The organism is Actinoplanes sp. NBC_00393, from assembly GCF_036053395.1.
GTDB lineage: Bacteria > Actinomycetota > Actinomycetes > Mycobacteriales > Micromonosporaceae > Actinoplanes.
This window is the reverse complement of sequence record NZ_CP107942.1, coordinates 163,256-185,970: the sequence shown is the minus strand read 5'-3', so window position 1 is coordinate 185,970 and position 22,715 is coordinate 163,256. Positions and strand designations below refer to the sequence as shown.

At 68.9% G+C, this 22,715-nt stretch carries 19 protein-coding genes; 6 read left to right on the top strand and 13 right to left on the bottom strand.

Annotation, left to right across the window (positions count from 1 at the left end):
• Positions 1 to 6: 6 nt before the first annotated feature.
• Together OHA21_RS00800 and OHA21_RS00795 are read left to right on the top strand one after the other, a co-directional pair.
• Entirely contained in the window at positions 7 to 807 is an 801-nt protein-coding gene (locus OHA21_RS00800) for a thiopeptide-type bacteriocin biosynthesis protein (protein ID WP_328469073.1), read from the top strand.
• Entirely contained in the window at positions 804 to 1,862 is a 1,059-nt protein-coding gene (locus OHA21_RS00795) for a hypothetical protein (protein ID WP_328469071.1), read from the top strand. Before OHA21_RS00800 ends, OHA21_RS00795 begins: the two co-directional genes overlap by 4 nt.
• A gap of 410 nt (positions 1,863 to 2,272) precedes the next feature.
• Here the strand turns inward: OHA21_RS00795 and OHA21_RS00790 are convergent, their stop codons facing one another.
• Both OHA21_RS00790 and OHA21_RS00785 read right to left on the bottom strand, forming a co-directional pair.
• Positions 2,273 to 3,742 (bottom strand): DUF6351 family protein, encoded by a 1,470-nt coding sequence (locus tag OHA21_RS00790; RefSeq protein ID WP_328469069.1) that lies wholly within the window; start codon positions 3,740 to 3,742, stop codon positions 2,273 to 2,275.
• 173 nt (positions 3,743 to 3,915) lie between these two features.
• Positions 3,916 to 5,244 (bottom strand): PQQ-dependent sugar dehydrogenase, encoded by a 1,329-nt coding sequence (locus tag OHA21_RS00785; protein ID WP_328469067.1) that lies wholly within the window; start codon positions 5,242 to 5,244, stop codon positions 3,916 to 3,918.
• A gap of 397 nt (positions 5,245 to 5,641) precedes the next feature.
• Between OHA21_RS00785 and OHA21_RS00780 the strand changes: the two genes are divergently transcribed.
• A complete protein-coding gene (locus tag OHA21_RS00780) occupies positions 5,642 to 6,682 on the top strand; it encodes an NAD(P)-dependent alcohol dehydrogenase (RefSeq protein WP_328479077.1) in 1,041 nt (346 codons plus the stop codon).
• An 8-nt stretch (positions 6,683 to 6,690) separates the two neighbouring features.
• Here the strand turns inward: OHA21_RS00780 and OHA21_RS00775 are convergent, their stop codons facing one another.
• The 4 genes from OHA21_RS00775 to OHA21_RS00760 form a co-directional block, all read right to left on the bottom strand.
• Positions 6,691 to 8,085 (bottom strand): MmgE/PrpD family protein, encoded by a 1,395-nt coding sequence (locus OHA21_RS00775; RefSeq protein WP_328469065.1) that lies wholly within the window; start codon positions 8,083 to 8,085, stop codon positions 6,691 to 6,693.
• 105 nt (positions 8,086 to 8,190) lie between these two features.
• The gene (locus tag OHA21_RS00770) at positions 8,191 to 9,090 is read right to left on the bottom strand and encodes an ABC transporter permease (protein ID WP_328469063.1); all 900 of its coding nucleotides are present in this window, start codon (positions 9,088 to 9,090) and stop codon (positions 8,191 to 8,193) included.
• A complete protein-coding gene (locus OHA21_RS00765) occupies positions 9,087 to 9,914 on the bottom strand; it encodes an ABC transporter ATP-binding protein (RefSeq protein WP_328469061.1) in 828 nt (275 codons plus the stop codon). Before OHA21_RS00765 ends, OHA21_RS00770 begins: the two co-directional genes overlap by 4 nt.
• Positions 9,911 to 11,014 carry an ABC transporter substrate-binding protein gene (locus OHA21_RS00760; protein WP_328469059.1) on the bottom strand — a complete coding sequence of 368 codons (1,104 nt, stop codon included), beginning with the start codon at positions 11,012 to 11,014 and terminating at the stop codon, positions 9,911 to 9,913. The genes OHA21_RS00765 and OHA21_RS00760 overlap by 4 nt, the downstream gene beginning before the upstream one ends.
• Positions 11,015 to 11,463: 449 nt before the next feature.
• Here OHA21_RS00760 and OHA21_RS00755 point away from each other — a divergent pair, with 449 nt between their 5' ends.
• From OHA21_RS00755 to OHA21_RS00745, 3 genes are all read left to right on the top strand, one after another.
• Entirely contained in the window at positions 11,464 to 12,879 is a 1,416-nt protein-coding gene (locus tag OHA21_RS00755; protein WP_328469057.1) for an aldehyde dehydrogenase family protein, read from the top strand.
• 26 nt (positions 12,880 to 12,905) lie between these two features.
• Positions 12,906 to 13,646 carry an alpha/beta fold hydrolase gene (locus OHA21_RS00750; protein WP_328469055.1) on the top strand — a complete coding sequence of 247 codons (741 nt, stop codon included), beginning with the start codon at positions 12,906 to 12,908 and terminating at the stop codon, positions 13,644 to 13,646.
• A 100-nt stretch (positions 13,647 to 13,746) separates the two neighbouring features.
• Positions 13,747 to 15,180 (top strand): MFS transporter, encoded by a 1,434-nt coding sequence (locus tag OHA21_RS00745; RefSeq protein WP_328469054.1) that lies wholly within the window; start codon positions 13,747 to 13,749, stop codon positions 15,178 to 15,180.
• A 32-nt stretch (positions 15,181 to 15,212) separates the two neighbouring features.
• Here OHA21_RS00745 and OHA21_RS00740 read toward each other — a convergent pair whose 3' ends face one another.
• The 7 genes from OHA21_RS00740 to OHA21_RS00710 are packed head-to-tail and all read right to left on the bottom strand — an operon-like array spanning position 15,213 to position 22,704.
• Positions 15,213 to 16,778, bottom strand: coding sequence for an MFS transporter (locus OHA21_RS00740; protein ID WP_328469052.1), 1,566 nt, complete (start codon positions 16,776 to 16,778; stop codon positions 15,213 to 15,215).
• Positions 16,775 to 17,986: an MFS transporter gene (locus tag OHA21_RS00735; protein ID WP_328469050.1), complete on the bottom strand. Its 1,212-nt coding sequence runs from the start codon at positions 17,984 to 17,986 to the stop codon at positions 16,775 to 16,777. Before OHA21_RS00735 ends, OHA21_RS00740 begins: the two co-directional genes overlap by 4 nt.
• On the bottom strand, positions 17,983 to 18,732 hold the full coding sequence (locus OHA21_RS00730; RefSeq protein ID WP_328469048.1) for an alpha/beta hydrolase: 750 nt from the start codon (positions 18,730 to 18,732) through the stop codon (positions 17,983 to 17,985). Before OHA21_RS00730 ends, OHA21_RS00735 begins: the two co-directional genes overlap by 4 nt.
• On the bottom strand, positions 18,733 to 19,560 hold the full coding sequence (locus OHA21_RS00725) for an N-acyl homoserine lactonase family protein (RefSeq protein WP_328469046.1): 828 nt from the start codon (positions 19,558 to 19,560) through the stop codon (positions 18,733 to 18,735).
• Positions 19,560 to 20,369, bottom strand: coding sequence for an IclR family transcriptional regulator domain-containing protein (locus OHA21_RS00720; RefSeq protein WP_328469044.1), 810 nt, complete (start codon positions 20,367 to 20,369; stop codon positions 19,560 to 19,562). The genes OHA21_RS00725 and OHA21_RS00720 overlap by 1 nt, the downstream gene beginning before the upstream one ends.
• Complete coding sequence (locus OHA21_RS00715; protein WP_328469042.1) at positions 20,369 to 21,115, bottom strand: enoyl-CoA hydratase/isomerase family protein; 747 nt, start codon at positions 21,113 to 21,115, stop codon at positions 20,369 to 20,371. Before OHA21_RS00715 ends, OHA21_RS00720 begins: the two co-directional genes overlap by 1 nt.
• Positions 21,112 to 22,704, bottom strand: coding sequence for a class I adenylate-forming enzyme family protein (locus OHA21_RS00710; protein WP_328469040.1), 1,593 nt, complete (start codon positions 22,702 to 22,704; stop codon positions 21,112 to 21,114). Before OHA21_RS00710 ends, OHA21_RS00715 begins: the two co-directional genes overlap by 4 nt.
• Between the last annotated feature and the right edge of the window lie 11 nt (positions 22,705 to 22,715).

The window sequence follows — 22,715 nt, the reverse complement described above, 5'->3', positions numbered from 1 at the left end:
GCAACCGTGACACGATCCGCCTGGCGCCAACTCACCCTCGGCTTCCCCGACCCTCACCAGGCCGAGAGCACCGCCACAGCCCAGCTGGCTCCCGTCATGGCGACTGCGGAAACTCGCCAGCTGATCACGGCTTGGTTCTTCGTACGCAAAGGCACACGTTGGCGGCTGCGCTACTCAACCACGTCCGCCGCCGACAGCTACCTGATCGACCGCCTTACCCGCCTTCGCCGCACCGGTCATCTCACCGAGATCATCCGCGGCATCTACGAGCCCGAGTTACACGCCTTCGGCGGCGCCAGCGGCATGGACGCCGCTCACCGGCTCTGGCACATGGACAGCCGGAACATCCTCATAGCCTCCCCGGGGCGCCGTCGCGAGCTGTCGATCGTGATGTGCGCCGCGATGATGCGGGCCGCCGGACTCGACTGGTACGAACAGGGCGACGTCTGGGCGCGAGCCGCAGAACATCGCGACCCGACCGGCCTCGTTCCTTCCCTACAGGCATCCGTTCAGCGCCTGATGACCGTCGACCCGGACAGCCTCACCCACAACGACGCGCCCCTGACTGCGGCCCGAGCCTGGATCGAAGCGTTCAACAGCGCCGGTGCCGCTCTGGGTCTCCTGCACGAGAAGGGAAGACTGCAACGCGGACTCCGCGAGATCCTCACCCATCACGTCCTGTTCGCCTGGAACCGCCGCGGACTGTCCAACCCTGAACAAGCCGCCCTCGCCGTCGCAGCCAAGACCGTCGTATTCGGCGCCGACCCTCGAGTAACAGCACCCGCCGGAAGCGAGGCAACGTCGTGAACCCGGACATGCTTCGCCGGATCCCGCTCGTCGCCCGACCGCGACCGGCCTGCACACCCCTGCACCAACGGATCGCCGACCTGAATCACCGCGCCACCCTCGCCGCACGCACCGGCGATGTCACCGCCGCGGTCGCGGTGTTCAACTTGGCGGCGTTACTGGCCTCCGACTGCGGCTGCGCCGACCTCGCCCGCCAGTGGTGCCACCAACTCGCCAACACCGTGTTCCGCCACCGGCGAGACCCGCGCCACGGACTCGAACCGATCGTCAACCTCGCACGGCTGCACATCCGCGCCGGCGATGGAACTACCGCATGGCACCTACTGGAGAGCCTCTACCAAGCCGTCGACAACCGGACCGACACCGTCATCGGCGGGCTTACCATCCCCGTCGAACAGATCACTTCTACCGCCGCGGTTCACGGCCGGTTGCGCTCCTGGCTGTGGACAGTGCTGCTCTCCACCGGCGCCCAAGCCCTCGCTGCCGCCGGCCGCTGGGACGACGCCCGCCACCGCCTCGAACGCCACAAAGGGATCGGACGCCGCATGCTGGACGGCCGACAGATAGCCATCATCGCGCACATCGTTGCCGGTGACCGAGACGCAGCCTTGACGATGCTCCGCACCACCCCGCCCGGAGAACCCTGGGAAGATGCAGTCACTGCCTGCTTCCGCCTCGCTTGCGGAGACAGCAGCGCGTCGATCGAAGCGACAGCCACCTTCCTAGCCCTCGACCAGGCCGAACCCCACTTCGCAGTGTTCCGAACACGACTGGGCCTAACCGTGATCGACGCCCTCAGCGCCCCAACCCATCCGGCCTCACACGCCATCGCCGCCTGTCTCACCCGATACGCGGCGGAAGACGGGTACGCAGCCCGAGAGCTCTTGACACACCCGCTCATCCACAACGCCCTGACTGACTATCAGGCTCGCCAGCTAGCCGCACTCGTCGAGGATTGCGGCCTGGACCACCGGGCCAACCCGCAGGATCTCCTGTCGCAGCTCGGCGCAACTCTTGATATCGCCGATGCCGTTGTTACGCGGAGGAGTCACTGACGCGGTTCGAGTGGCGCTTGTCCTAGAACGGCCTTTCGACGGGGTCGCAAGCAGGCGGCGGCTGGCAACCCGGAGGCGGCGGTCCGTATCGCTTACTGCTACGCCGTCGAGCATCGGCACGACCCCCTCCTCTGACCGTCACGAGGTTGGTCGTAGCCAGGTGAAGGCCGCCTGCCGCCCGTATGCAATCTGAACGGGTCGTACCGTTCGGGCTTGACGTGATGGCCGGACCGCGACGGTCGTCGCCAGATACTCACCTAGACCAACGATCCGCGGCGGGGTGCCCCCGTGCGGCGCCGCGGGCCGACCCCCAGCTGCCTGGTCGCGATCCTCTCATGCGCTCCGAGGCCGTGGCACCGACAGGCGGCCTCGACTGGATGCCCCCGGCCTGCGGCTTCTGCATATGGCGATTACTTCTTCACCCTGTACCTGTCGTTCGACCAGAATCCACCGGCGAATTTGGGGTTCTGGTATTCGATGAAGCGCGGCACGAGCGCCGGGTCGATCTGGGTGGCGCGATCGTTCAGGGCGGCGGACGACGTGCTGGGCCAGACGCCGGTGCGTACGCGCTCGTTCATGGTCTCGATGGCCGCCACGGATTCGTTGGCGCGGAAGGAGCAGTGGCCGGCGCCGTTGACGTGGATCAGCCGTACCAGGTTTCCCTTTCCATGCTTCCTTGCTTCCTGCAGGTATCCGAAGTTCGCCACCGGCTGCACCAGCGGGTCTCCGATCAGGTTGTTCATCAGGAAGGGCCTCCTGGGCTTTGTCGTGTAGTCGCCGTGAAGGTGGATCTCCTTGACCGCGGCCGGATCGGCTTCGATGCGGGGAGCGTTGTTGACCTTCTTGAGGTCGGCCGCCAGATTCAGCCCGGCCTGCTGGTAGAACTTGCGCACCGTCGCCTGCTGTTCGGGACGGGTCATCGTGAGGAAGATCTTTCGGTAGTCGAATCCGGTGGTCCAGTTGAAGGCTCGCCCACCGACCTGCTGCTCCTGGTTGCGGCGGGTGTTGACGTCGAAGGCGTACAGGTTGCGCAGCGTGTCGTACATGTACGCCTGCACCTGGTCGAGATCGTTGATGTCCGGCGAGGGCAGGGCGCTGTTGGTCCAGGTGTTCATCTGGCCCAGGGTCAGCGCCAACGCGATGCGCGCCTTACCTTCGGGGGTGGCTTGCGCCGCATCGATCGCGGCCCGCCAACTGTTGGCGTCAGCCTGGAAGTTCGTCCCGGGATGCTGGACGATCGGCAGGTCGATGTCGAAGAAGACCTTCGCCGCGAACAGCGAACTCAGCCTGGGCGTGAGGTACGGGATGTATCCAGGAACGGTGCAGTTCGCCACGGCGCCGTCGATCCGGTCGGGGTAGCGCTCCATCGTGTATCCCGCGACCACGCCGCCGCTCGATCCGCCGGTGGTGATCACGTATTGCGGCTCGCCGTAGTGTTGTGTGAAGACGTCGATGACCTGGATGAGCTGCGCTGCTGATACCCGCGAATCGCGGCCGCCGAGCTCGAAGGGAATCCGCCGAATGCCGGCTGCGGCGTAGCCGCGGTTGAACAGCGCGGTGTAGCTGGCGCCGACTCCCCCGGTGACAAAGTCCAGGTCCAGAAGCAGCGTGCCGTTCCACCCTCGGTCCGGCATGGTGATCCGCCAGTCCATGCCGTCGGGGAGCAGACCCGTGGTCGTGGTGACCGGGATGTCCTCGGCGGCCGCCGCCGGCAACGGGGCGACATGCGGAGCGAGGACGAGGACGAGGACGGCGGCCAGAACGGCCCGAAGCATGCGGGTTCGCGCAAAGCGTCTGGGTTTCATGGCAGCGCCTCCGTATATACGAACACTCAAACGGATATACGAGATATGTGTAGCGAGCCGAACGAAACAAGTCAACCGTCGATGTCTGACCGCGCCTTGCCAGCGACCAACCAGGCCGCAACGACTTCCGGAGTATGCGGCCGGAACTGCTGCGAACCGGGCCCGGCTCAATGAAGCCGCCAAGAATCTCGCCGCCCTCCGCCCTGGGGCCCGGGAGCCCGGTCTGCCACCGGGTTCCCGGACTTCGGTCAGCGCGCCGGGGTCAGGCGATAGACCAGGCCGGCCGCGTCGTCGGTAACGTAGATCGCGCCGTCCGGTCCGGGAATCGCGTCCACGCTGCGGCCCCATCGGGTGCCGTCCGCGTTCTGGAATCCGGTCACGAGGGCTTGGGGCGGGGTAAGGGTGCGCCTGCGGTGATCCCAGGTGCTGTAGACGACGGACGGCTCACGCGGCGGCTGGCGGTTCCACGAACCGTGCGACGTGATCAGCGCGCCGCGGGCCAGCGACTTCGGCAGTGCGGAGCCCTGGGTGAAGGCGAAACCGAGCGGGGCGCTGTGTGCGGGCAGACCGAGCAGGGTGCGGCTGACGGTGGAGCAGTCGAGTGCTTCGCCGTCCGGATTGGTCACCGGCTGGTTCACGTACGCCAGGTTGGTGAGATCTTGGTGCCCGGTGGTGTCAGGAAGGCAGTAAGGCCAGCCCATCTCTGTGCCGGGGGTGATCCTGGCGACCTGATCGACGGGATTCTCGTTGATATACGACTGGACCCGCTGGCCGTACTGCCCGGTCTCGTCGCGGAACGGATAGGGCTGGTTGTCGGCCTGGTTGATCGCGGTGAACAGCGTGCCATCGGGGGCGAAGGACAGGCCGGAGCCGTTACGCACCCCGGTGGCGATGGTCCGGTTGCCGGTGCCGTCCAGCCCAACCTGGGCGATCGTGGCCCGTTCCGGCGTGGAGGTGCGATCGATCGGGTCGCTGTTGGTCAGCGATCCGATGTTGTAGAAGATCTGGTTGCCGCGGACCACCACGGTCTTGCTGCCGTGTCCCCCGCCGGGCAGCCCGTCGAGGATCACCCGCTCGTTCGACGCGGAGCCGGCGGCGTAGTCCCACGCGGCGATCCGGGTCTGTTCGCCCACTACGAGGATGTGGCGGCCGCGCTGCTTGGCGAAGGCGATCCCCTGCGGGTTGTCCAGGCCGTCGAGCAGGGTGGTCGCCTCCGGCCCCTGGCCGTCGGCCGCCGGCGTAAGCAGCACCACCGATCCGGCGTCGCCGGTCGAGACCAGGAGACGGCCGTCCGGCGTCCACGCCAGGCGCCGCGCCTCGGGAATGTTCGCCCAGACCTCGGCGGACCAGCCTCCGCGCAGGTTCAGCGACCGGCCGGCGGCGGCGCCCGGATCGACACCGCCGGCCACGGTCAGCGCCACCGGCGACAGGGTGCCGGGCACCGGCGCCCTGTCGGTGCCGTACGTCGTGAATGCGCCGAGCGTCAACACCAACCCGAGCGACAGCGCCGCCGCGGCGGCGACTCTCCGCTTGCCGCGGACGCCGGGCGGTGCGGCGTCGGGGAACGAGATAGGCATGGCTGCACCTTTCAACCAAGGGGCTTGACCTGCTATTTGTCGGTCAACGCATCGATGCTAGTCACTTGATTTGCCGCCCTGGGAGACCCTGCCAGGGACCCCCTGACGCGGGTCGACCTTCTCCTGTCGATGCCGGCGGTGGTCGCCGTGGGGTGCCCCGCCAGGACGCCACGGCAGGCGAACTGACGGCGACAGAGGGCCGGCGGGCTCAGGCCACAGGTCTCATTTGTGAATCCGGCATCGCGTTGCGCCACCGCAAGTGCCATACGGGCGTTGACCGCGACAGGACATCGCGCTAGCGTCGAGGTCACAGTAAGGAACGGCTATTCGTATATACGCCGCATCGGGTGCTCGCGTGATCGAGCGACACGCTGATCAGTGGGGACGAGAGGCGCACATGATCACTGCCGAGGCTCGGGCGATGACCGGCCCGGCTACGCCGTTTCGCACCATCACGGTCGAACGCCGCGACGTCGGCCCGAACGACGTGCTGGTGGAGATCGCGTACGCCGGGGTCTGCCACACCGACGTCCACCACGCCCGTGCCGAGTTCGGGCACACCCATTACCCGATCGTGCCGGGCCACGAGATCGCCGGCGTCGTCCGCGAGGTGGGCCCGGCCGTCTCCGGCCTAGCGGTCGGCGACCATGTCGGCATCGGCTGCCTGGTCGACTCGTGCCGGGACTGCGCGGTCTGCCGGGCGGGACAGGAGTCCTACTGCCGGAGCGGCAAGGTGCTGACGTACAACGCGATCGGCCGGGACGGCCAGGTGACGTTCGGCGGTTACAGCGAACGGGTGGTCACCGATCAGCGGTTCGTCGCCCGTGTCCCGCAGGCGCTGCCGCTGGCGAACGCGGCCCCGTTGCTCTGCGCCGGCATCACGATGTACCAGCCGCTGCGCCATTGGGGCGCAGGCCCCGGCAAGCGGGTCGGCATTCTCGGCTTCGGCGGGCTCGGACACGTCGGCGTGCAGATCTCGTACGCCCTGGGCGCACACACGACTGTCCTCGAGCTCACCGAGGAGCGGCGCGCTGACGCCGAACGTCTCGGGGCGGACGACTACCGCACGACCGCCGATCTGGCCGCGCTGCGCGACTCGTTCGACCTGATTGTGTCGACCGTTCCGTCGGCCTACGATCTGTCCGCCCATCTCGACCTGCTCGACTTCGACGGCACCTTCGTCAACCTGGGCGTGCCGGACGAACCGTTGCGCATCGACCCCTACGCCCTACTGACCAATCGGCGCAAGCTGGCCGGGTCGATGAGCGGTGGCATGCCCGAGACTCAGGAGATGCTCGACTTCTGCGCCCAGCACGGCATCACCGCCGAGATCGAGGTCATCTCCGCGAAAGAATTGGATGACGCGTACGACCGGCTGGCGGCGGGCGACGTGCGGTACCGCTTCGTGCTCGATGTTGCGACCATCGCCGCTGCCTGAGTCCGAGTTCAGCGCACCAGGATCGCGACGAGGTCGCCGACGTCGTCGATGGTCTCCATCGTCATGCAGGCCCGGTAGAACTCGTCCGTGCGCTGTTCGCCGATGCGCGAGACCAGCAGGTCGGCCCACTTCTGCTGCAGATCGCTCCACCCAGGCTGGGGTTCGCGGAAGCGGTGGCCCTTGGGGTGCTCGACCCGCTGCTCGACCGTGGTGCCGTCGGCCAGGTGGATGGTGATGACGGCGCCGCGGGGCTGGCTGACCTCGAAGTCCGGGTCGCCGGTCAGCGTCACCAGCGACTTGAGGCGCAGGACCTCGCGGTCGGACTGCAGGGCGGCCGAGTGGGCCTCGTCGAAGCCGAGCTTGCCGGCGACGAGTGCCACGCCGAGCATGTGCTGCAGGCTGATGGTCGGCATGCCGCGGTCGTCGACCACGCCGGCCGGATGGTCCGGCAGCCGGGCGTGGATGCCGGTGATGTCGGCGAGGTCGATGGTGTGGCGCTGTTTGAGGATGAGCGCGGCCTCGACGGCGGAATGGATGGGATATCCGGCCGAGTAGAACTTGAAGTTGGCCCCCATGACCGTGAATTCGCGGCCGAGGTCGCGCACGAGCTCGCCCTCTCGACCGACCTGGCCCCAGCTGGGCAGGATGCCGCCGCGGCCCTCGAAGACGTCCTCGGTGCCCTCGAACCCCAGCGAGGCGAGGATCGCGCCACTCACCCCCGCGGCGGCGGCCTGACCGGCGGTGAACAGGGCCTTGCTCATGTGCCGCTGCTCGGCGAAGAAGGAGTACCCGCTCATCCCCTGGTTCAAGGCGAGGGCGGCGGCGTGCAGCGTGCGCCGCTGGTCGAGGCCGAGCAGCCTGGACGCGGCAAACGCCGCGCCGACCGAGTAGAAGGATCCGGCGTACAGCCCGTAGTGCGCCTGCATCGGCTTGGACCCGCCGGTCGCCGAGACGACCCGCGACCCGGCGTCGTAGCCCAGGGCCACCGCGTTCACCAGTTCGGCGCCCGTGGCGGACTGCCGCTCCGCGACGGCAACGGCGGCGGGAACGATCACCGGGGCCGGGTGGCCCGTGGCGATGAAGTCCGACGTCGAGTGGACGCTGTCGAACTCGTCGGCATGACCGCAGGTGCCGTTGGCCAAGGCCGCGAGCGCGGCGGGCGCGCGGCAGCCCGCGAGGCCGAAGACCGCGGCCTCGCCCACCCCTCGGTGTGCGTCGACATAGCGTGCGATGATCTTGCCGGCCGGCAGGTCACCACCCACGAAGCCACAGGCCAGTTGGTCGTAGATCAGCATTTTGGCGCGCTCGGCCGCACCTTCCGGCAATGCGGAGTACGTCGTGGCGACCGAGTACCGTCCGAGCTCTGCCGCAGCGGGCCCGGCTGATGCTGCTGTCCTTGACACGAATGCGACACCTTTCCGAATGGTCGTACGGCCGAACCAGCGGTTGCGGCGGACGGGCCCGCCAGGGGTTCCCGGCGGGCCTCGTCAGCGCAAGGATCGAGCGGCTCAGCGCGCCGATTGAAGGTTGCGGGGCTTCCAGCGCAGCAGTCGCTTCTCGAGCAGCGTCACGAGCGCGTTGATGACGACCGACACCAGGACGAGCACCACGATCCCGGCGAAGACCCCCGCGGTGTTGAACGTGCCGGCCGACCGTTGGATCAGGTACCCGATCCCGGTGTTCGAGCCGATGATCTCGGCGGTCACGGCTGCCACCAGCGCATACGGGATCGAGACCTGGAGGCCCTGGATGATCCACGCCATGGCCGAGGGCACCCGGACCTTCATCTGCAGGGTGAGCCTCGACGCGTTCATCACCTTGAGTACGTCCAGAAGGCGCTGCTCGACGTCGCGCACTCCTTCGTAGGTGGCATAGAACACCAGGAAGAAGACGATAAGGGCGACGAGTGCGACCTTCATCTTGAGCCCGAACCCGAACCACAGGATGAACAGCGGCACGAGCGCCAGGCGGGGGATGGAGTTGAGCGAGACGAGGAACGGCCGGAAGATGCCGCTCAGCACCGGGCTGCTGCCGAGGATGATCCCCACCACGATGCCGAGGACGGCGCCGAGCGCGAACCCGACCATCATCGCCTGGACGGTGGACCAGATCGCCTCGAGCAGGACGCCCTCCTCCACCCAGCCCGTGAGCGCCTCCCAGATCTGGGACGGCTTGCTGACGTAGAAGTCGTCGATCAGCGCCCCTTCGTCGGGATCGCCGGAGGCGAACTCCCAGAGGATCAGCACCGCGATGGGCAGCAGGACCCGCAGGACGTTGACGACGATCCGCTTCACGTCCCTTTCCCGGCGGTCGTCGCGGTCCGTCGCGGTCACCGGCGCGGGGTTCTGGTGGGGCGTCGCAAGATCCGCCACGCCGGGATCCGGGGTCGTCGTGTGGATGCTGCTCATGACGCCTCCTTGGCCGCCGACGGGTGGTCCAGCAGTTTCCAGAGCCGTTCCCAGATCTCGCCGTAGGCCGGGTCGGCGCGAAGCTCCGCGAGATCCCGGGGCCGCGCGAGTGGCACGTCCTCGACATGGACGACACGACCAGGGCGGGTGCCGAATACGACGATCTTGTCGGCGAGCAGGATCGCTTCGTCGAGATCGTGCGTGACGAAGATGATGGTCTTGCGATCCCGCTCCCAGATCCGGAGGAGCTCGTTCTGCATGTTCAGCCGCAACTGGGCGTCGAGCGCACCGAACGGTTCGTCCATCAGCAGCGTCGAGGGCTCGTAGACCAGACCGCGGGCGAGCGACGCGCGCTTCTGCATGCCGCCCGACAGTTGCGACGGGAACCGCTGGGCGAAGCCGGTCAGCCCCACCAGGTCGATCACCTCGGCGACGCGCCGGCGGCGCTCTTTCCTCGGCACCTTCTGGATCTCGAGCGCGATGCCGATGTTCTTCTCGACGGTTCGCCACGGCAGCAGGTTGTCGTGCTGGGTGATGAACCCGACGCTGGTGTTGACCCCCTTCAGCTTCTCGCCGCGGAAGTAGATCGAGCCGCCGCTGGCGGGCAGCAGACCGGCGGACATGTTGAGCAGCGTGGTCTTGCCGCAGCCGCTGGGCCCGATGAAGCAGACGAACGACCCGCTCTCGATCTCGAGGTCGACATCCTTGACCGCCACGAACTCCTCGTCCGCATCGGACCAGAACCGCCGGGTGACGCGCCGGTAGGCGAACTCCGGAGTTCCGTCCGGCTTCCTCGTCTCTTCTGCCTTCGCCGGCCCGGTCACGGTTTGCCCGCCTCGACCGGGCCGAGGTCGTAGAGGTCCTTGAACCCGAAGGTGATCGGCTTGTCGCGGCCGTAATTCACGAGCTTCACCTGATTGTCGAACATCTCCTGCGTCGTGAGCGGCGTTCCGTTCTTGTAGGCCCCGAGCGACAGCTCCCATCCCAGGTCGAAACCCTTCGGGTTCAGTCCCTTGAAGCCTTCCAGGTTTTTGATCTTGTTCTTCAGCTCGTCGGTGGGGTTCTGCAGGTCCGCATAGGCGAGCCAGAGAGCCTGCATCAGCCTCTTGGCGGCTTCGGGGTTCTTGTCCAGCCATTTGCGCGTCGTGTAGTACTCGTGAGAGGCCAGCGGGAGGATGGACGGCAGGTCCACGGCCCAGTTGAGCCAGAGGACGCCCCAGCCGTCGGCTTCCGCCATGTTCGTGTTGGGGAAGGAGTTCGCGAAGCCGTTCACGCGTCCTTCTCGCGCCGCCGCCAGCTGCGCGGCGTTGTCGGCGTTCGGCACCAATTTGACGTCGCGGTCCGGGTCGACCCCGTGCTCGCTGAGCATGATCCGGAGGTATTTCTGCCCGGTTGAGCCCTCGGGAGAGGACGCGAGCGACGTGCCGGCCAACGCCTTCACGCGCTGATCGACGGGCGAGTCAGGCGTCACGCCCTTCGCCGCGAACTGCTGCGCCGTCTCGTTGTTGATGGCCAGCCCGAAGGTCACGGCCGGGTTGGCCGTTCCCAGGCTGACGAGCTCGGTCCTGCCCTCCGCGTAGGCGTTGAAGAGCGACCCCGCCCCGCCCGAGGCGACGTCCATCTCGCCGGCGATCAGGCCCTGGGTGGCGGTAGCAGCGTTGCTCGCGAGGATGAATTCGAAGTCAGCGTCCAAGCCGACCTTCGTGTAGTAGTCCTGCGCGACGATGACCAGGGTCACGAGGTCGGTGAAGGTCGGCCCCGTCGACCTGATGGTGATGGGGATGCGGTCCCCCGATCCACTGCTTTCGTTGTCTTCGCCCCCGCCTCCGCATCCGGCAAGGACGAGCGCGGTCGCGGCCAGGCCGACGAGCCATGTCCGACGCGCACGCCGTTTCGTGGTGCGCTTTGTCCGCCAGGTCAGCATTCAGACTCCCTTGTGGTGTGCGGGGCATCAGCCGGAACCGGCGGCGCCCAGTCGCGAGTCCAGTTCTCATCGCGCCGGCGCCGCCGCCGGTCGATGACCGCCCTCGGCGCCTGTCTGAACTTGAGTGCAGATAGTTCGTATTTACGATCGTGTGATCGAAGTAACGAATTCCACGAAACGTAGGACGGCATTTCGTCTGTGTCAACAGCACGGACGATCGAGGCGGAAGTTTCGCCACTCGGCGACACCTCATACCGACCGCCCACTCCGCAACAAAAACGTACGAACTGGCCACCCTGGACCTGCCTACCCAGCGTTTTCGCGATGATCAGACCGTGGACATCCGCCGACGAGGTGCCCTAGGGTCGTTGATATATAGGAAACTTAGTTCGTACTTACGAACAGCAAGGGCCGTGGGATCGCGGCCCTCCGGCGGGAGGACAGGTCTCGTGATCGAGCATCGACAGATCTACGTCAACGGAAAGTGGATCGACTCAACCGCCACCGACGTCATCCCGGTCGTCAACCCAGCGACCGAGGAGACCATCGCCACGGTCGCGCGGGGGACGGCGGAGGACGTGGACCTCGCGGCGCGCGCAGCCGCCGCGGCCTTCGATGAATGGTCACGGACTCCCGTGCAGGTTCGGACCGCCGTCCTGCGCCGGATGGCCCGGCTCCTGGAGGCCCGCTCCGACGACCTCACTGACACGATGGTCGCCGAGGTCGGCACGCCGATCACGATCGCCCGCAACTCACAGACCGCGTCGGCGATCGCGGACCTGAACAACTTCGCGGACGCCATGGCCGACGTGCGCTGGGAGGAACGGATCGACGAGAGCGTCGTCCACCGCGAGGCCGCAGGTGTCGTCGGGGCGCTGTGCGCGTGGAACGGGCCGCTGCGTTCGGTGGTGCTCAAGGCCGGCGCATCGCTCGCCGCCGGATGCACGGTCGTGCTCAAGCCGGCCGAGGTCGCCCCGCTGACCGGCTACGTCTTCGCGGAGGTCGCGACCGAGGCGGGCCTGCCCGACGGTGTGGTCAACCTCGTCTCGGGCACCGGTCCGGAGGTCGGCGAGGCGATCGTCCTGCACCCGGCGGTGGACATGGCCTCGCTCACCGGCTCCGTGCGCGCCGGCAGCCGTGTCATGGAACTCGCCTCGCGCTCGGTCAAGCGAGTCGCCCTCGAGCTCGGCGGCAAGTCGGCCAACCTCATCTGCGAGGACGCCGACCTGCCGGCTGCGGTCGCCTCGGGAATCGAGGACGCATTCCGCAACGCCGGGCAGGTCTGCGGTGGCCTGACCCGCCTGCTCGTGCCGAGGTCCCGTCTCGCCGAGGCCGAGGACGTCGCCGTGACCACCGTAGAGCGTTTCGTCATCGGTGATCCGCTCGATCCGGCCACCACCCTCGGTCCGGTGGTGTCAGGTGTGCAGCGAGAGCGCGTACGAGGCCACATCCAGCGCGCCATCGACGACGGCGTGCGCCTGCTGACGGGAGGCCCGGAGGCGCCCGAGGGTCTGGACCGCGGCTACTACGTCAGGCCGACCGTCTTCTCCGGCCCCAACTCCGCGCGCATCGCCCAGGAAGAGGTGTTCGGGCCCGTCGTCATCATCATCCCCTTCACGGACGAGGAGGACGCGATCTCGATCGCCAACGACTCGCAGTACGGCCTGGCGGGCGGCGTCTGGGCTGCCGACCGGGAGCGGGCGCGCGGCATCGCGAGGAAGATCCGTACCGGGCGCGTCCGGATCAACGGCACCGCCATCAACATGAAGGCGCCACACGGCGGTTTCAAGCTCTCCGGCATCGGCCGCGAGATGGGCAAGGCCGGAATCGAGGACTACCTCGAGTACAAGGCTGTGCACGGCTGATGCCGCCCCGCCCGGAAGGAGATCAAGTGTCCGGCAAGCCACCGTTCGTCCTCGTCCACGGCGGCAGGCACGGTGGATGGGCGTGGCGCAGGGTGACCCCCTACCTGCGCCAGGCCGGGCACGACGTCCACACCCCGACGCTGACGGGACTCGGGGAACGGGCCCATCTGCTCAGTCCCGCGATCGGTCTCGACACGCACATCGCCGACCTCGTCGGGGTCTTCGACTACGAGGACCTCGAGGACGCGGTGCTGGTCGCACACAGCTACGGCGGGGCCGTCGTCTGCGGTGCGATGGAGCAACTGGCCGACCGGGTGCGCAGTCTCGTGCTCGTGGACGCGCACATGCCGAAGTCGGGACAGTCGGTCCTGGACCTGGTCGGGCCCGAGCGGGCCGCGGCCATGCGGCAGCGTGTGAAGGAGCACGGCGACGGCTGGTTCGTCCCGGTGTCCGACGCCTCTTGGTGGGGCCTCACCGACCCCGACGACATCGCCTGGGTCAACACGAAGATCACACCACAACCGGCGAAGACGTACGAGGATGCGGTGCCCTCCACGGAGCGCGCCCGGGCCTCCTCGTACACCTTCATCGAGTGCTCCCGGTCCCGGCTGCCGGCGGAGGAACTCGCATGGCAGCGGGCCCGGTGCGAGAACTCACCCACGCTGAGGCATCGCGTGGTCGAGGGCTCGCACGACGTCATGGTCGACTCCCCCGAGGCGCTGGCCAAGCTCCTGCTGGAGGCCCAGGACCCGCCTGCCGCGGGGTAGCCTCGCACGTCCTCGATGCGCCCGGCCAGGTACTCGTCGTCGGAGCCGATGAGCCCTTCTCCCGACACGACGATGAGGAGCTACTCGCATTCATGAACAGGTGGGCGATCCCGTGACCCTGCGGGTGTGGCCGGGGCACGGTGTGCGGCCGGGTCCGGTGCTCGCGATCGTGCTGGTGAGCTATCTGATGATCGTGATCGACATCTCGATCGTCATCACCGGGTTGCCGCAGATCCGCGCCGATCTCGGGTTCTCCGCCACGGGGCTGTCCTGGGTGACGAACGCCTACACGCTCGCGTTCGGTGGACTCCTCCTGCTGGGCGCCCGGGCCGGCGACCTGTTCGGCCGGCGGCGCATGTTCATCACCGGACTGGCGCTGTTCATGGTGGCGTCCCTGGCCGTCGCGACGGCGCAATCGGTCGTCTGGCTGCTGACCGCCCGGGCGGTGCAGGGCGTGGGAGCCGCCGTCCTCGCGCCGTCGACGCTGGCGCTGCTGACCACGACGTTCCCGCCCGGGCCCGGGCGGGTCCGGGCGATCGGCTTCTATGGCGCCACCGCCGGGCTGGGAGCCAGTGTCGGCCTGGTCCTGGGCGGCGTCCTCACCGACCTGGTGTCCTGGCGCGCGGGCTTCTTCCTCAATATTCCGGTGGGTGTCGCTCTGGTGGTCGCGGGCCGGCGCCTGCTTCCCGAGACGGACCCGCGCCCGGGACGGCTGGATCTGCCGGGCGCGCTGACGTCGACGCTCGGCATGACGGCCGTGGTTTTCGGCCTGGTGAACGCGGCCGAAACCGGCTGGTCGGATCGGCAGACCGTCGGCGCGCTCGCCGGGGGCGTCCTGCTGCTCATGCTCTTCCTCGTCCAGGAACGGCGCGCCGAACAGCCGATCCTGCCGCTGCGCTTGTTCGCGAGCCGCGAGCGCACCGGAGGGTACGCCGGCCGTCTTCTGTTCCTCGGCGGGATGTTGAGCTTCTGGTTCTTCATCACCCAGTACCTGCAGGGAGTGCTCGGCCTCAGTCCACTGGCGACCGGGTTCGCCTTCCTGCCCACGACGGTGGTGAGCTTCGGCGTTGCGGTCTCGGCGCGTCGGCTGACCCAGTGGTTAGGCAGTGCCCCGGTGCTGGCCGGTTCCATGATCCTCTCGATCATCGGCATGGCATGGCTCGGCCGGCTCTCCGCGGACACCTCGTACCTGACCGGCGTCGCGCTGCCGATGCTGCTCATCGGCGCCGGGCAGGGCGGCACGATGCCTCGGCTCACGTCAGCGGGCGTGGCAGGCGTACCCGCGGAGGACGCCGGCGTCGCGGGAGGACTGGTCAATGTCGCCCACCAGCTCGGCGGTTGCCTCGGCCTCGCGGTCCTCGTCACGGTGTTCGCCGCCGCGGGTTCCGCCGACCTCGACGGCGATCGTCTGCTGGCGCACCGGATCGGGGCCGCGATCACGTCCGGCGCAGCCCTGATCACCCTGGCTTTCGTCGTCGTGACGGTCCTCATCGTCTGGCCCGCTCTACGACGCGGCCGCCTCCGGGAGCAATGACCCGACGGCTTGGTGCCCCACTCCCGTCGCTGTCACGGTGGCAGCAGGTGGTCCGCCCGCGGAGGCGGATCCGAGAAGGCGTACGCCGTAGTCTCGAGCGCCCTGTCCTCTGCGGTGAGGCGTCCGCCGTGCTGCCGCACATGCTCGTCCCACGACGGGACGGTGAAGAACTCGACGAAACGGTCGGGGCGGGCACCGTCGCGGTACAGCTCCCACCGTGACGCCCCGGTGCGCAGGCGGGACCGGCGCAGCGGCGCCATCGCCTCCAGGAATCTCGCCTCCCGCTCCGACCTGACCGTGTACTCGACCGCCACCACGACCGGACCGGCTTGTGGTTCCGGCTCGAAGGCCAGTCGCGCGTCCGGCCAGACCACCGGCTGGAGGTCGAGCTGCTCCGTCTGGGGGACAGGCCACACCAGGCCGGCCAGGACACCGGCCAGCACCGCCGCCGCGGCCATCAGCAGCGCCGATTCCAGACCCGTGCCATCGGCGACGAGCCCCCACAGCAGGGCTCCGAGAGCCTGCGAACCCGTGACGACGACGAGGTACAGCCCCAGGCCGCGGGCGCGGACCCACGCGGGCAGGAACAGCTGCAGCTCAGCGTTCAGCGTGGACATGACCGCCGTCCAGGCCAGTCCCGCGAGCAGGAGTGTGACCAGAGCCGCCAGGAAACCGGGAGCCAGGACGATCGCCGCCTGGGCAGCGGCGTAGAGAGTCCCCGCGGCGCCCAGCATCCCGTTGGTTGTCAGGTGCGTCCGTACTCGTCCCAGTACCAGGGCTCCCAGGACGGCTCCGACGCCGAGCGCGCCGAACAGCGCCCCGAAACCGTCCGCGCCGAGCCCCAGACGCCGGCTGGCGATGAGGGGCAATAACCCCCAGAGCGCCATCGCGGGCGCGATGAACAGGGCCGATCGCAGCATGACCCGTCGTACGACGGGTTCGTTCCAAACGTAGCGGCCGCCCGCCCGGAGCGCCGGCAGAAAGCGCTCCCGCGCCGGCGAACCGCCCAGGGGCCGGCGCCAGAGAAGGAGCACCAGGGCGAAGAACATCACCGACGCCGCGTTCACCGCGAAGACGAACGGAACGCTCAGGCGGGCGATCACGAGTCCCGCCAGGGCAGGTCCGACGGAGCGGGCAAGGTTGACGCTGACCATGTGCAACCTGGCCGCGGCCCTCAGCTGCGTCCTGGGAAGCAGCTCCGGGATCAGGGATTGCCATCCTGGGTGCTGAACCGCCACGCCGGCTCCGAGCGCGAACGTCAGGGCGAGCAGGAGTGACGGCGGCATCGCTCCCGCCACCGTGAGCACGACGAGCAGGCAGGCGACCGCGAGAAAGTAGATCTGCACCGTCAGGAGCAACCATCGCCGGTCGAAGGAATCGGCCAGCACCCCGCCCGGCAGCGCCAGGAGCATCACCGGCAGGGTGCTGGCCGCTTGGACCAGCGAGACCAGGACGGCGGCGTTGGGGGCGTCGACCAGCAGCCACTGAGCGCCGACCGTCTGCATCCACGTGCCGACGGTGCTGACCATCATCCCCAGCCAAAGCCAGCGGAAGGCGCGTCGCCGGAACGGCGCCCAGATCGAGGCTTCCACGGTCATCGTCGCCCGCCGGCCGGCCGCAACAGCCACAGCGCGAGAAGCCCGCAGATCAGGGCGCAGGCTCCGCCCACCACGAGCGCAAGCCGGGTCCCGAGCGTCTCCGCGAGCAGACCGCTCAGTGGAGCGCCGAGACCGACCCCGCCCAGGACGGCCACGGTGAACAGGCCCATCATGCGTCCGCGCATGCCCTTGTCCACGCGCAGCTGGAGACTGGCCGCTCCGCCGTTGACGAGCACGGTTGTGCCCAGCCCGAGGAACACCGCTGTCACCGCTGCGAAGCCGACCGTCGGGGACACCGCCAGGCAGAGCTGGGCTGCCCCGTACACGCAGGCACCGCCGCCCAGCAACTGCCCGCCCACGCCGGTCCGGCGGGCCAGCCAGAAGGCTCCCGCGATCGAGCCGACCGCCATCGCGGCCATCAGCAGTGCGAACGTCGTGCTCGTCCCGCGCAGGTCCCGGACCGCGAACAGCGGGAAGAGGACGTGCCAGTTGAAGGCGAGGGTCGACGTGCCGAGCAGCAGCAGCAGGACGACACGCAGATACCGATCCCTCCAGGCCAGGCGAAGCCCTTCGCGCAGTGTTCCCCGAGCTGATGCGGCGGGGCTGCGGAAAACCTTCCCACCTCGGCCGATGATCACCAGCGCGAGCAGGGACAGCGACGTGCACACGCCGGTGGCGACGAAGCCCCAGCCGAATCCGAAGGAGTTGATGACGAGGGCGGCGAGCGCCGGTCCGATCATGCGTGCGAGCTGCAGCAGGACGCCGTTGAGGCTCAGCGCGTTGGTCACCGCCTCCTCGGGTACCAGCTCGGCGGCGTACGTGCGCCGAGCCGGTTGGTCGAAGGCCCACGCCACGCCCGTGACGGCGGCGAACACCAGTACCCACGCCACCGAGACCACGTCGGCGAGCACCATCAGGCCCAGCAGCAGCGAGCTGACTGTCGTCACCGCCTGGGTGGCGAGGATGAGCCGCCGGGTGTCGACGCGGTCGGTCAGTGCTCCGGCGTAGGGCGCCACCAGGAACAGCGGAATGTTCTGCACTGCGGTGACGATCCCGACCATGGTTCCGCTGTCTGTCAGCTCGAGCACCAGCAGCGACTGGGTGACCACGTAGAACCAGAAGCCGGTCTGCGAGATCGACTGGCCGCCGAAGAACAGGCGGTAGGAGCCGTAGCGGAACGAGGCGAACGTCCCGGTCTTCGTGTTCATGTGGGCGCCACGAGGTCGACGCTCTCCAGGAGCAGGCTCGTCAGTGCCTCAGGCGCTGTGACCATGGCGTCGTGGACGGCGTCGAGCCGGCGATAGTGGAAGCGGTCGTCGCGCGCGCTCCGCTCGCGGGCTCGCTCCAGCAGCTTCGGCCACGTCGGCGACCGGACGCACTCGATGTACATGCCCGGCCAGGCCCACGCCCGTTCGGTGGAACCGGCGGGGTCCCGATAGGTCTTGAGCGGCTGGGCGGTCGTCCTGCTGTTCACCCAGGCGACGTCCGCCGGATCGGACACCCCGTATGACGACGCGTCGGACGGAGGCAGGAACCAGCCCTCGCCGTGCGCGTCGGCGAGCGCGACCATCTGAGCGGCACGGTCAGGACCGATCAGGTCGAACACCGATTCCCCGGTCCTCGGCATGTGCGCGTCGAGGTGGACGAGGATCCGGACGCGCCGGCCGATGTGCTCCATGGCGGCGCCGGCGACAGCACCGCCGTAACTGTGCGCCACGAGCACCGCCTGCTCGATGTCCTCGAACTCGAATACCCCGACCAGGTCCTGGACGTGAACCTGGAGGCCGATGTCCGGATGCAGCAGGTGCGACCGCTCCCCCAGCCCGGTCAGCGTCGGGGCGTACACCTCGTGGCCGGCCGCGCGGAGCAGGCGTGCCACACGGCGCCAGCACCAACCTCCGTGCCGTCCACCGTGCAGCAGGACGAAGGGCGGGCGCCTCTGGTTCTGCGCCACTCACCGTCTCCCGTTGTCAGTGAGGGGACCGAGCGGCCGGGTGAGGTCGGCGCACTCCGGCGCAGTCGTCTCGAACATCCGCATCACGGCTGCGTCGTGGCCCGGCACGAGAGTGGTGCCGGGGCGGGCGGCGAGCCTGCGCACCTGTTCGAGGCCGCGGTAAACGCCTTCCAGGTCGGTGAAGATGTGGAAAGGCCGGTCGCGCGTGAGCACGTCGTAGTAGTGGACGGCGTCGGAGGCGAGCAGCACGCGACCGCCGGCCGTGCCGGCCTCGACGACCAGCTGGCCCGGGGTGTGCCCCGGGACCACGGTCGCTTGGATCCCGGGGAAGAGCTCGGTGGTCCCGTCGCCGACGAGTTGCAGCCGGCCCTCCGCGTCGAGGCGCTGGACCTGTTCGAGCTCGCTGCGCTCGATCGCCCACCCGATGGTGGGCCTGCTGCCGAAGGGTCCCGCCCAGAACTCGAGCTCGGCGTGGGCCATGCTGAAGGTGGCGTTCGGGAACAGCCCGATGTTGCCGACGTGGTCGAAGTGCATGTGTGAGAGCACCACGTGGTCGACGTCCCCGGGCCGGACGTCCATGCGGGAGAGCAACTCGAGCGGCACGGTGGTGAAGGCACGGTTGCGCTGCGCCGCTTTCTCCTCGCTGTAGCCGCAGTCGACGAGGACCGTCCGCCGGCGGTCGCGGATCAGCCAGAAGTAATAGCCGGAGGTGATCTGCTCGTCAGGCTCCCCGTAGAGCTCGAAGCGGTAGTAGGTCCCGCTGGCGGTCGTGTCCGACCGCGTGGCGTACCGCAGCGCATGGACCTCGTAAGCGGGCGACGCGTCCACTAGATCGGCTCCCGCGGGGCGGTCTTGCGCCGGGTCCACGAGGCGACGTGCTTGAGCAGAATCTTGCGCACCTTCTCCTCCTGCGGCTCCACCTCGGCGGTCTGACCGATCAGGACGGCCGCGGCGACGCTCTCCCCCGCCTGGTTGCGCACCACGCTCGCGAGCGCGATCTGTGTGCCGTGGTGGCGGAAGTTGCGGGAGACACCGGTCCTGCGGATCTCGGCGAACTCGGCGAGGAACATCGACACGGCCTCGCCGTCCGCCGCCTGATGCCGGCGCAGGTAGGCATCCCGCTCCGCGTCGGCCTTCGCTGCCAGCAGGGCCTTGCCGCCCGCGGTGTTGATGACCTGCCGTCGGATGTTGGTGCGCGCGGCGAAGCCGGAGAGGGCATCAGTGCCCGACTCACCGACGTAGATGAGGTGATCGCCCGCCTCGACCCCGAGGAACACCGTCATCCCCGTGTCCTTGTGCAGGGCGTCGAGGTCGGCTTGGCTCACCTGACCGGCTCTGATGTGACCGCTCGCCAGCGTCAGCCCGTAGATGGCGGGCCCGAGGTAGAAGCGCCGATCGACCTCGTACAGCCAGCCCTTGGCCAGAAGCCCTCGGATGAAGCCGTGCACGGAACTCTTGGGCGCGTCGAGGGCCCTGGCCAGATCGGCGAAACCGATCCCTGGGTGGTAGACGACCTCCTCGAGGATCTGCGTCACCCGATCGATGGTGCGGTGATTCTTCGGGCCGCCCGGCTCGGCCTGCGTGGATTCCTGGATCACACGCGGCAGTGTACCGACCACCGTACGCTGATTCGCCATTACGAACCCGTGAAGTGAGGCGGCCGCTTGGCGAACGACGCCGCGACTCCCTCGGCGAAGTCGGCCGTCCCGAGCAGCGCGGCCTGCGCGTCCGCCTCCAGGTCGAGTGCGGTGCCCACGTCGGCGATCAGCGGGCGGCGCAGCGTGGCGCGGATCGAGCGCACGGACAGCGGCGCCGAGGCCGCGATCCGGCCGGCGAACTCGACGGCCGCCTCGCGCGGATCGTCCGCCACGGCGTCGCACAGGCCCATGGCCAACGCCTCCTCACCCGAGACCGATCGTCCCGTGTACAGCAGTTCCTGCGCCCGTTGCGCACCGACCGCTCGCGGCAGGGTGACGGTCAGCGCGAACCCCTGGTGGAAGCCGAGCCTGGCGAAGTTCGCGGTGAGCCGTGCCCCCGGAGACGCCACGCGGAAGTCCGCGGACATCGCCAGCCCGAGACCACCACCGATCGCCGCGCCGTGCACCGCTGCCACCACGGGCGTGCGCGCAGAGAAGATCCGGTACGCCTGCCGGTACACCCGCCGGATACCCGCCGCGCCCAGCCCGCGCAGGTCCGCACCCGCGCAGAAGTGCTTGCCCTGCGCGCAGAGCACAACCGCCGTGACGTCGTCCGTCTCGTCGATATCGAGGAGGGCGTCGGCCAGCTCGGTGAGCAGCGCCTCGTCGAAGACATTGCTGGGCGGGCGTCGCAGCTCCAGCAGGGCGACGCGGTCGGCCGCCTTCTCCCGTTCGACGTCGCTCATGCCGCTCCCCCCGGCGCGGTGGTGAGCGCGGCCGCCGCTTCGGCCGCCAGCACCCCCTTGTCGATCTTTCCGGAGTGGGTGGTCGGCAACGGCTCGCGCTGGATCCGCCAACGCGTCGGCACCGCGAAGGACGCGAGCCGGGACCTGAGACCACGCGCGAGGTCCTCGGCGATGAGGTCCGCCTCCACGACGACGGCGGCCATGATCTCCTCGCCGAGATCGGGATGCGGCACGCCGAAGACGGCTGACTCCACCACCCCGTCGATGCCAGACAGGGCCTTCTCCACCGCTGCCGGCGCGACGTTCTCACCACCCCGGATGATCATTTCCTTTGCGCGGCCGGTGATCCACAGGTAGCCGTCCTCGTCGAGACGGCCCAGGTCGCCGGTGTGCAGCCAACCCTCGGCGTCGATCGGCGAGTCCTCGGCGCCGTAGTACCCGATCATCTGGGTGACGCAGCGGATCACGATCTCGCCGTCCGGCCGACCGGACGGCTCGAGCGTCCGCAGTTCCACGAGCGGCAACGGCCGCCCGGTGCTGCCGGGGCGTTCGGTGGTGTCGCGGCCCGAGGCGGCGGTGGCTTGCCCGCCGTTCTCCGTCAGGCCGTACCCCGTCGCGACCCGGGGTTCCACGCCGGGCAGCCCCGCCCGGAGCTGGGCCAGGAACTCGGCGTGCACTGGTGCCCCGCCCACTGTGATCGACACGATCGACGTCAGGTCGCGCGTGTGGACGTCGGGGTGCTCCAGGACCCGGGAGACCATCGTGGGGACGGCGCTCCAGCGTACGATCCGCCATTGCTCGATCAACCGCAGCGCCTCCGCCGGGTCGAACCGCCCCGCGGGCATGACCAGCGTGTCCCCCACAGTGATCGCCCGGATCAGCGTCTGGATGCCGCCGATGTGGAACATCGGCCCGGTGTGCAGTCCGGCGTCCCCGGTGGCCTCGTCGACCTGCTGCGGCAACCGACGGGTGATGTGCAACAGCATGTGCAGCCCGGCCAGCAGCGAACGGTGTGAGAGGACGACCGCCTTCGGCGTGCCCGAGGTTCCTGAGGTGAATACGAACGCCGCCGGGTCGTCCTCGTCGCGCACACGAGCGGCAGCCGGCGCCACGGCGGCCGTCGGGACCGGACAGTCCCATGGCCCGGCCGGCATACCCTCGGGCAGGGCACGCGCCGCGCGGGCGTCCGCGAGGACGAGGGCCGGCTCCAGCAGGTCCAGGGCATCCGCCACCTCGCCGGCGCCCCACCATGCGTTGCCCAGCACCGGAACGGCCCCCACGGTCACCAGCGCCCAGAAGTTGATGATCCACTCCGGGCTGTTGAAGCCCGTCAGCAGCACTCGATCACCGGGCGCGAGCCCGTCCGCGGCGAGCCGCGCCGCCTTGGCCTCGGCCGCCCGGCGCAGACCAGCGAAGGTCACGACCCGCTCACCCTGGACCAGGTGCGGACGGTCGCCCCAGCGGTCCGCGAAGGCGAGCAGCGTCCCGATGTCGCGGGGACGCTCGGTGTAAACGCGGAACGGGACGCCCCGGACCCGTTCGGTGCCGATCTCCTTGCCCCATACCGCTGGCGACGTTTGCGTCGTCATCACGTTCCTCC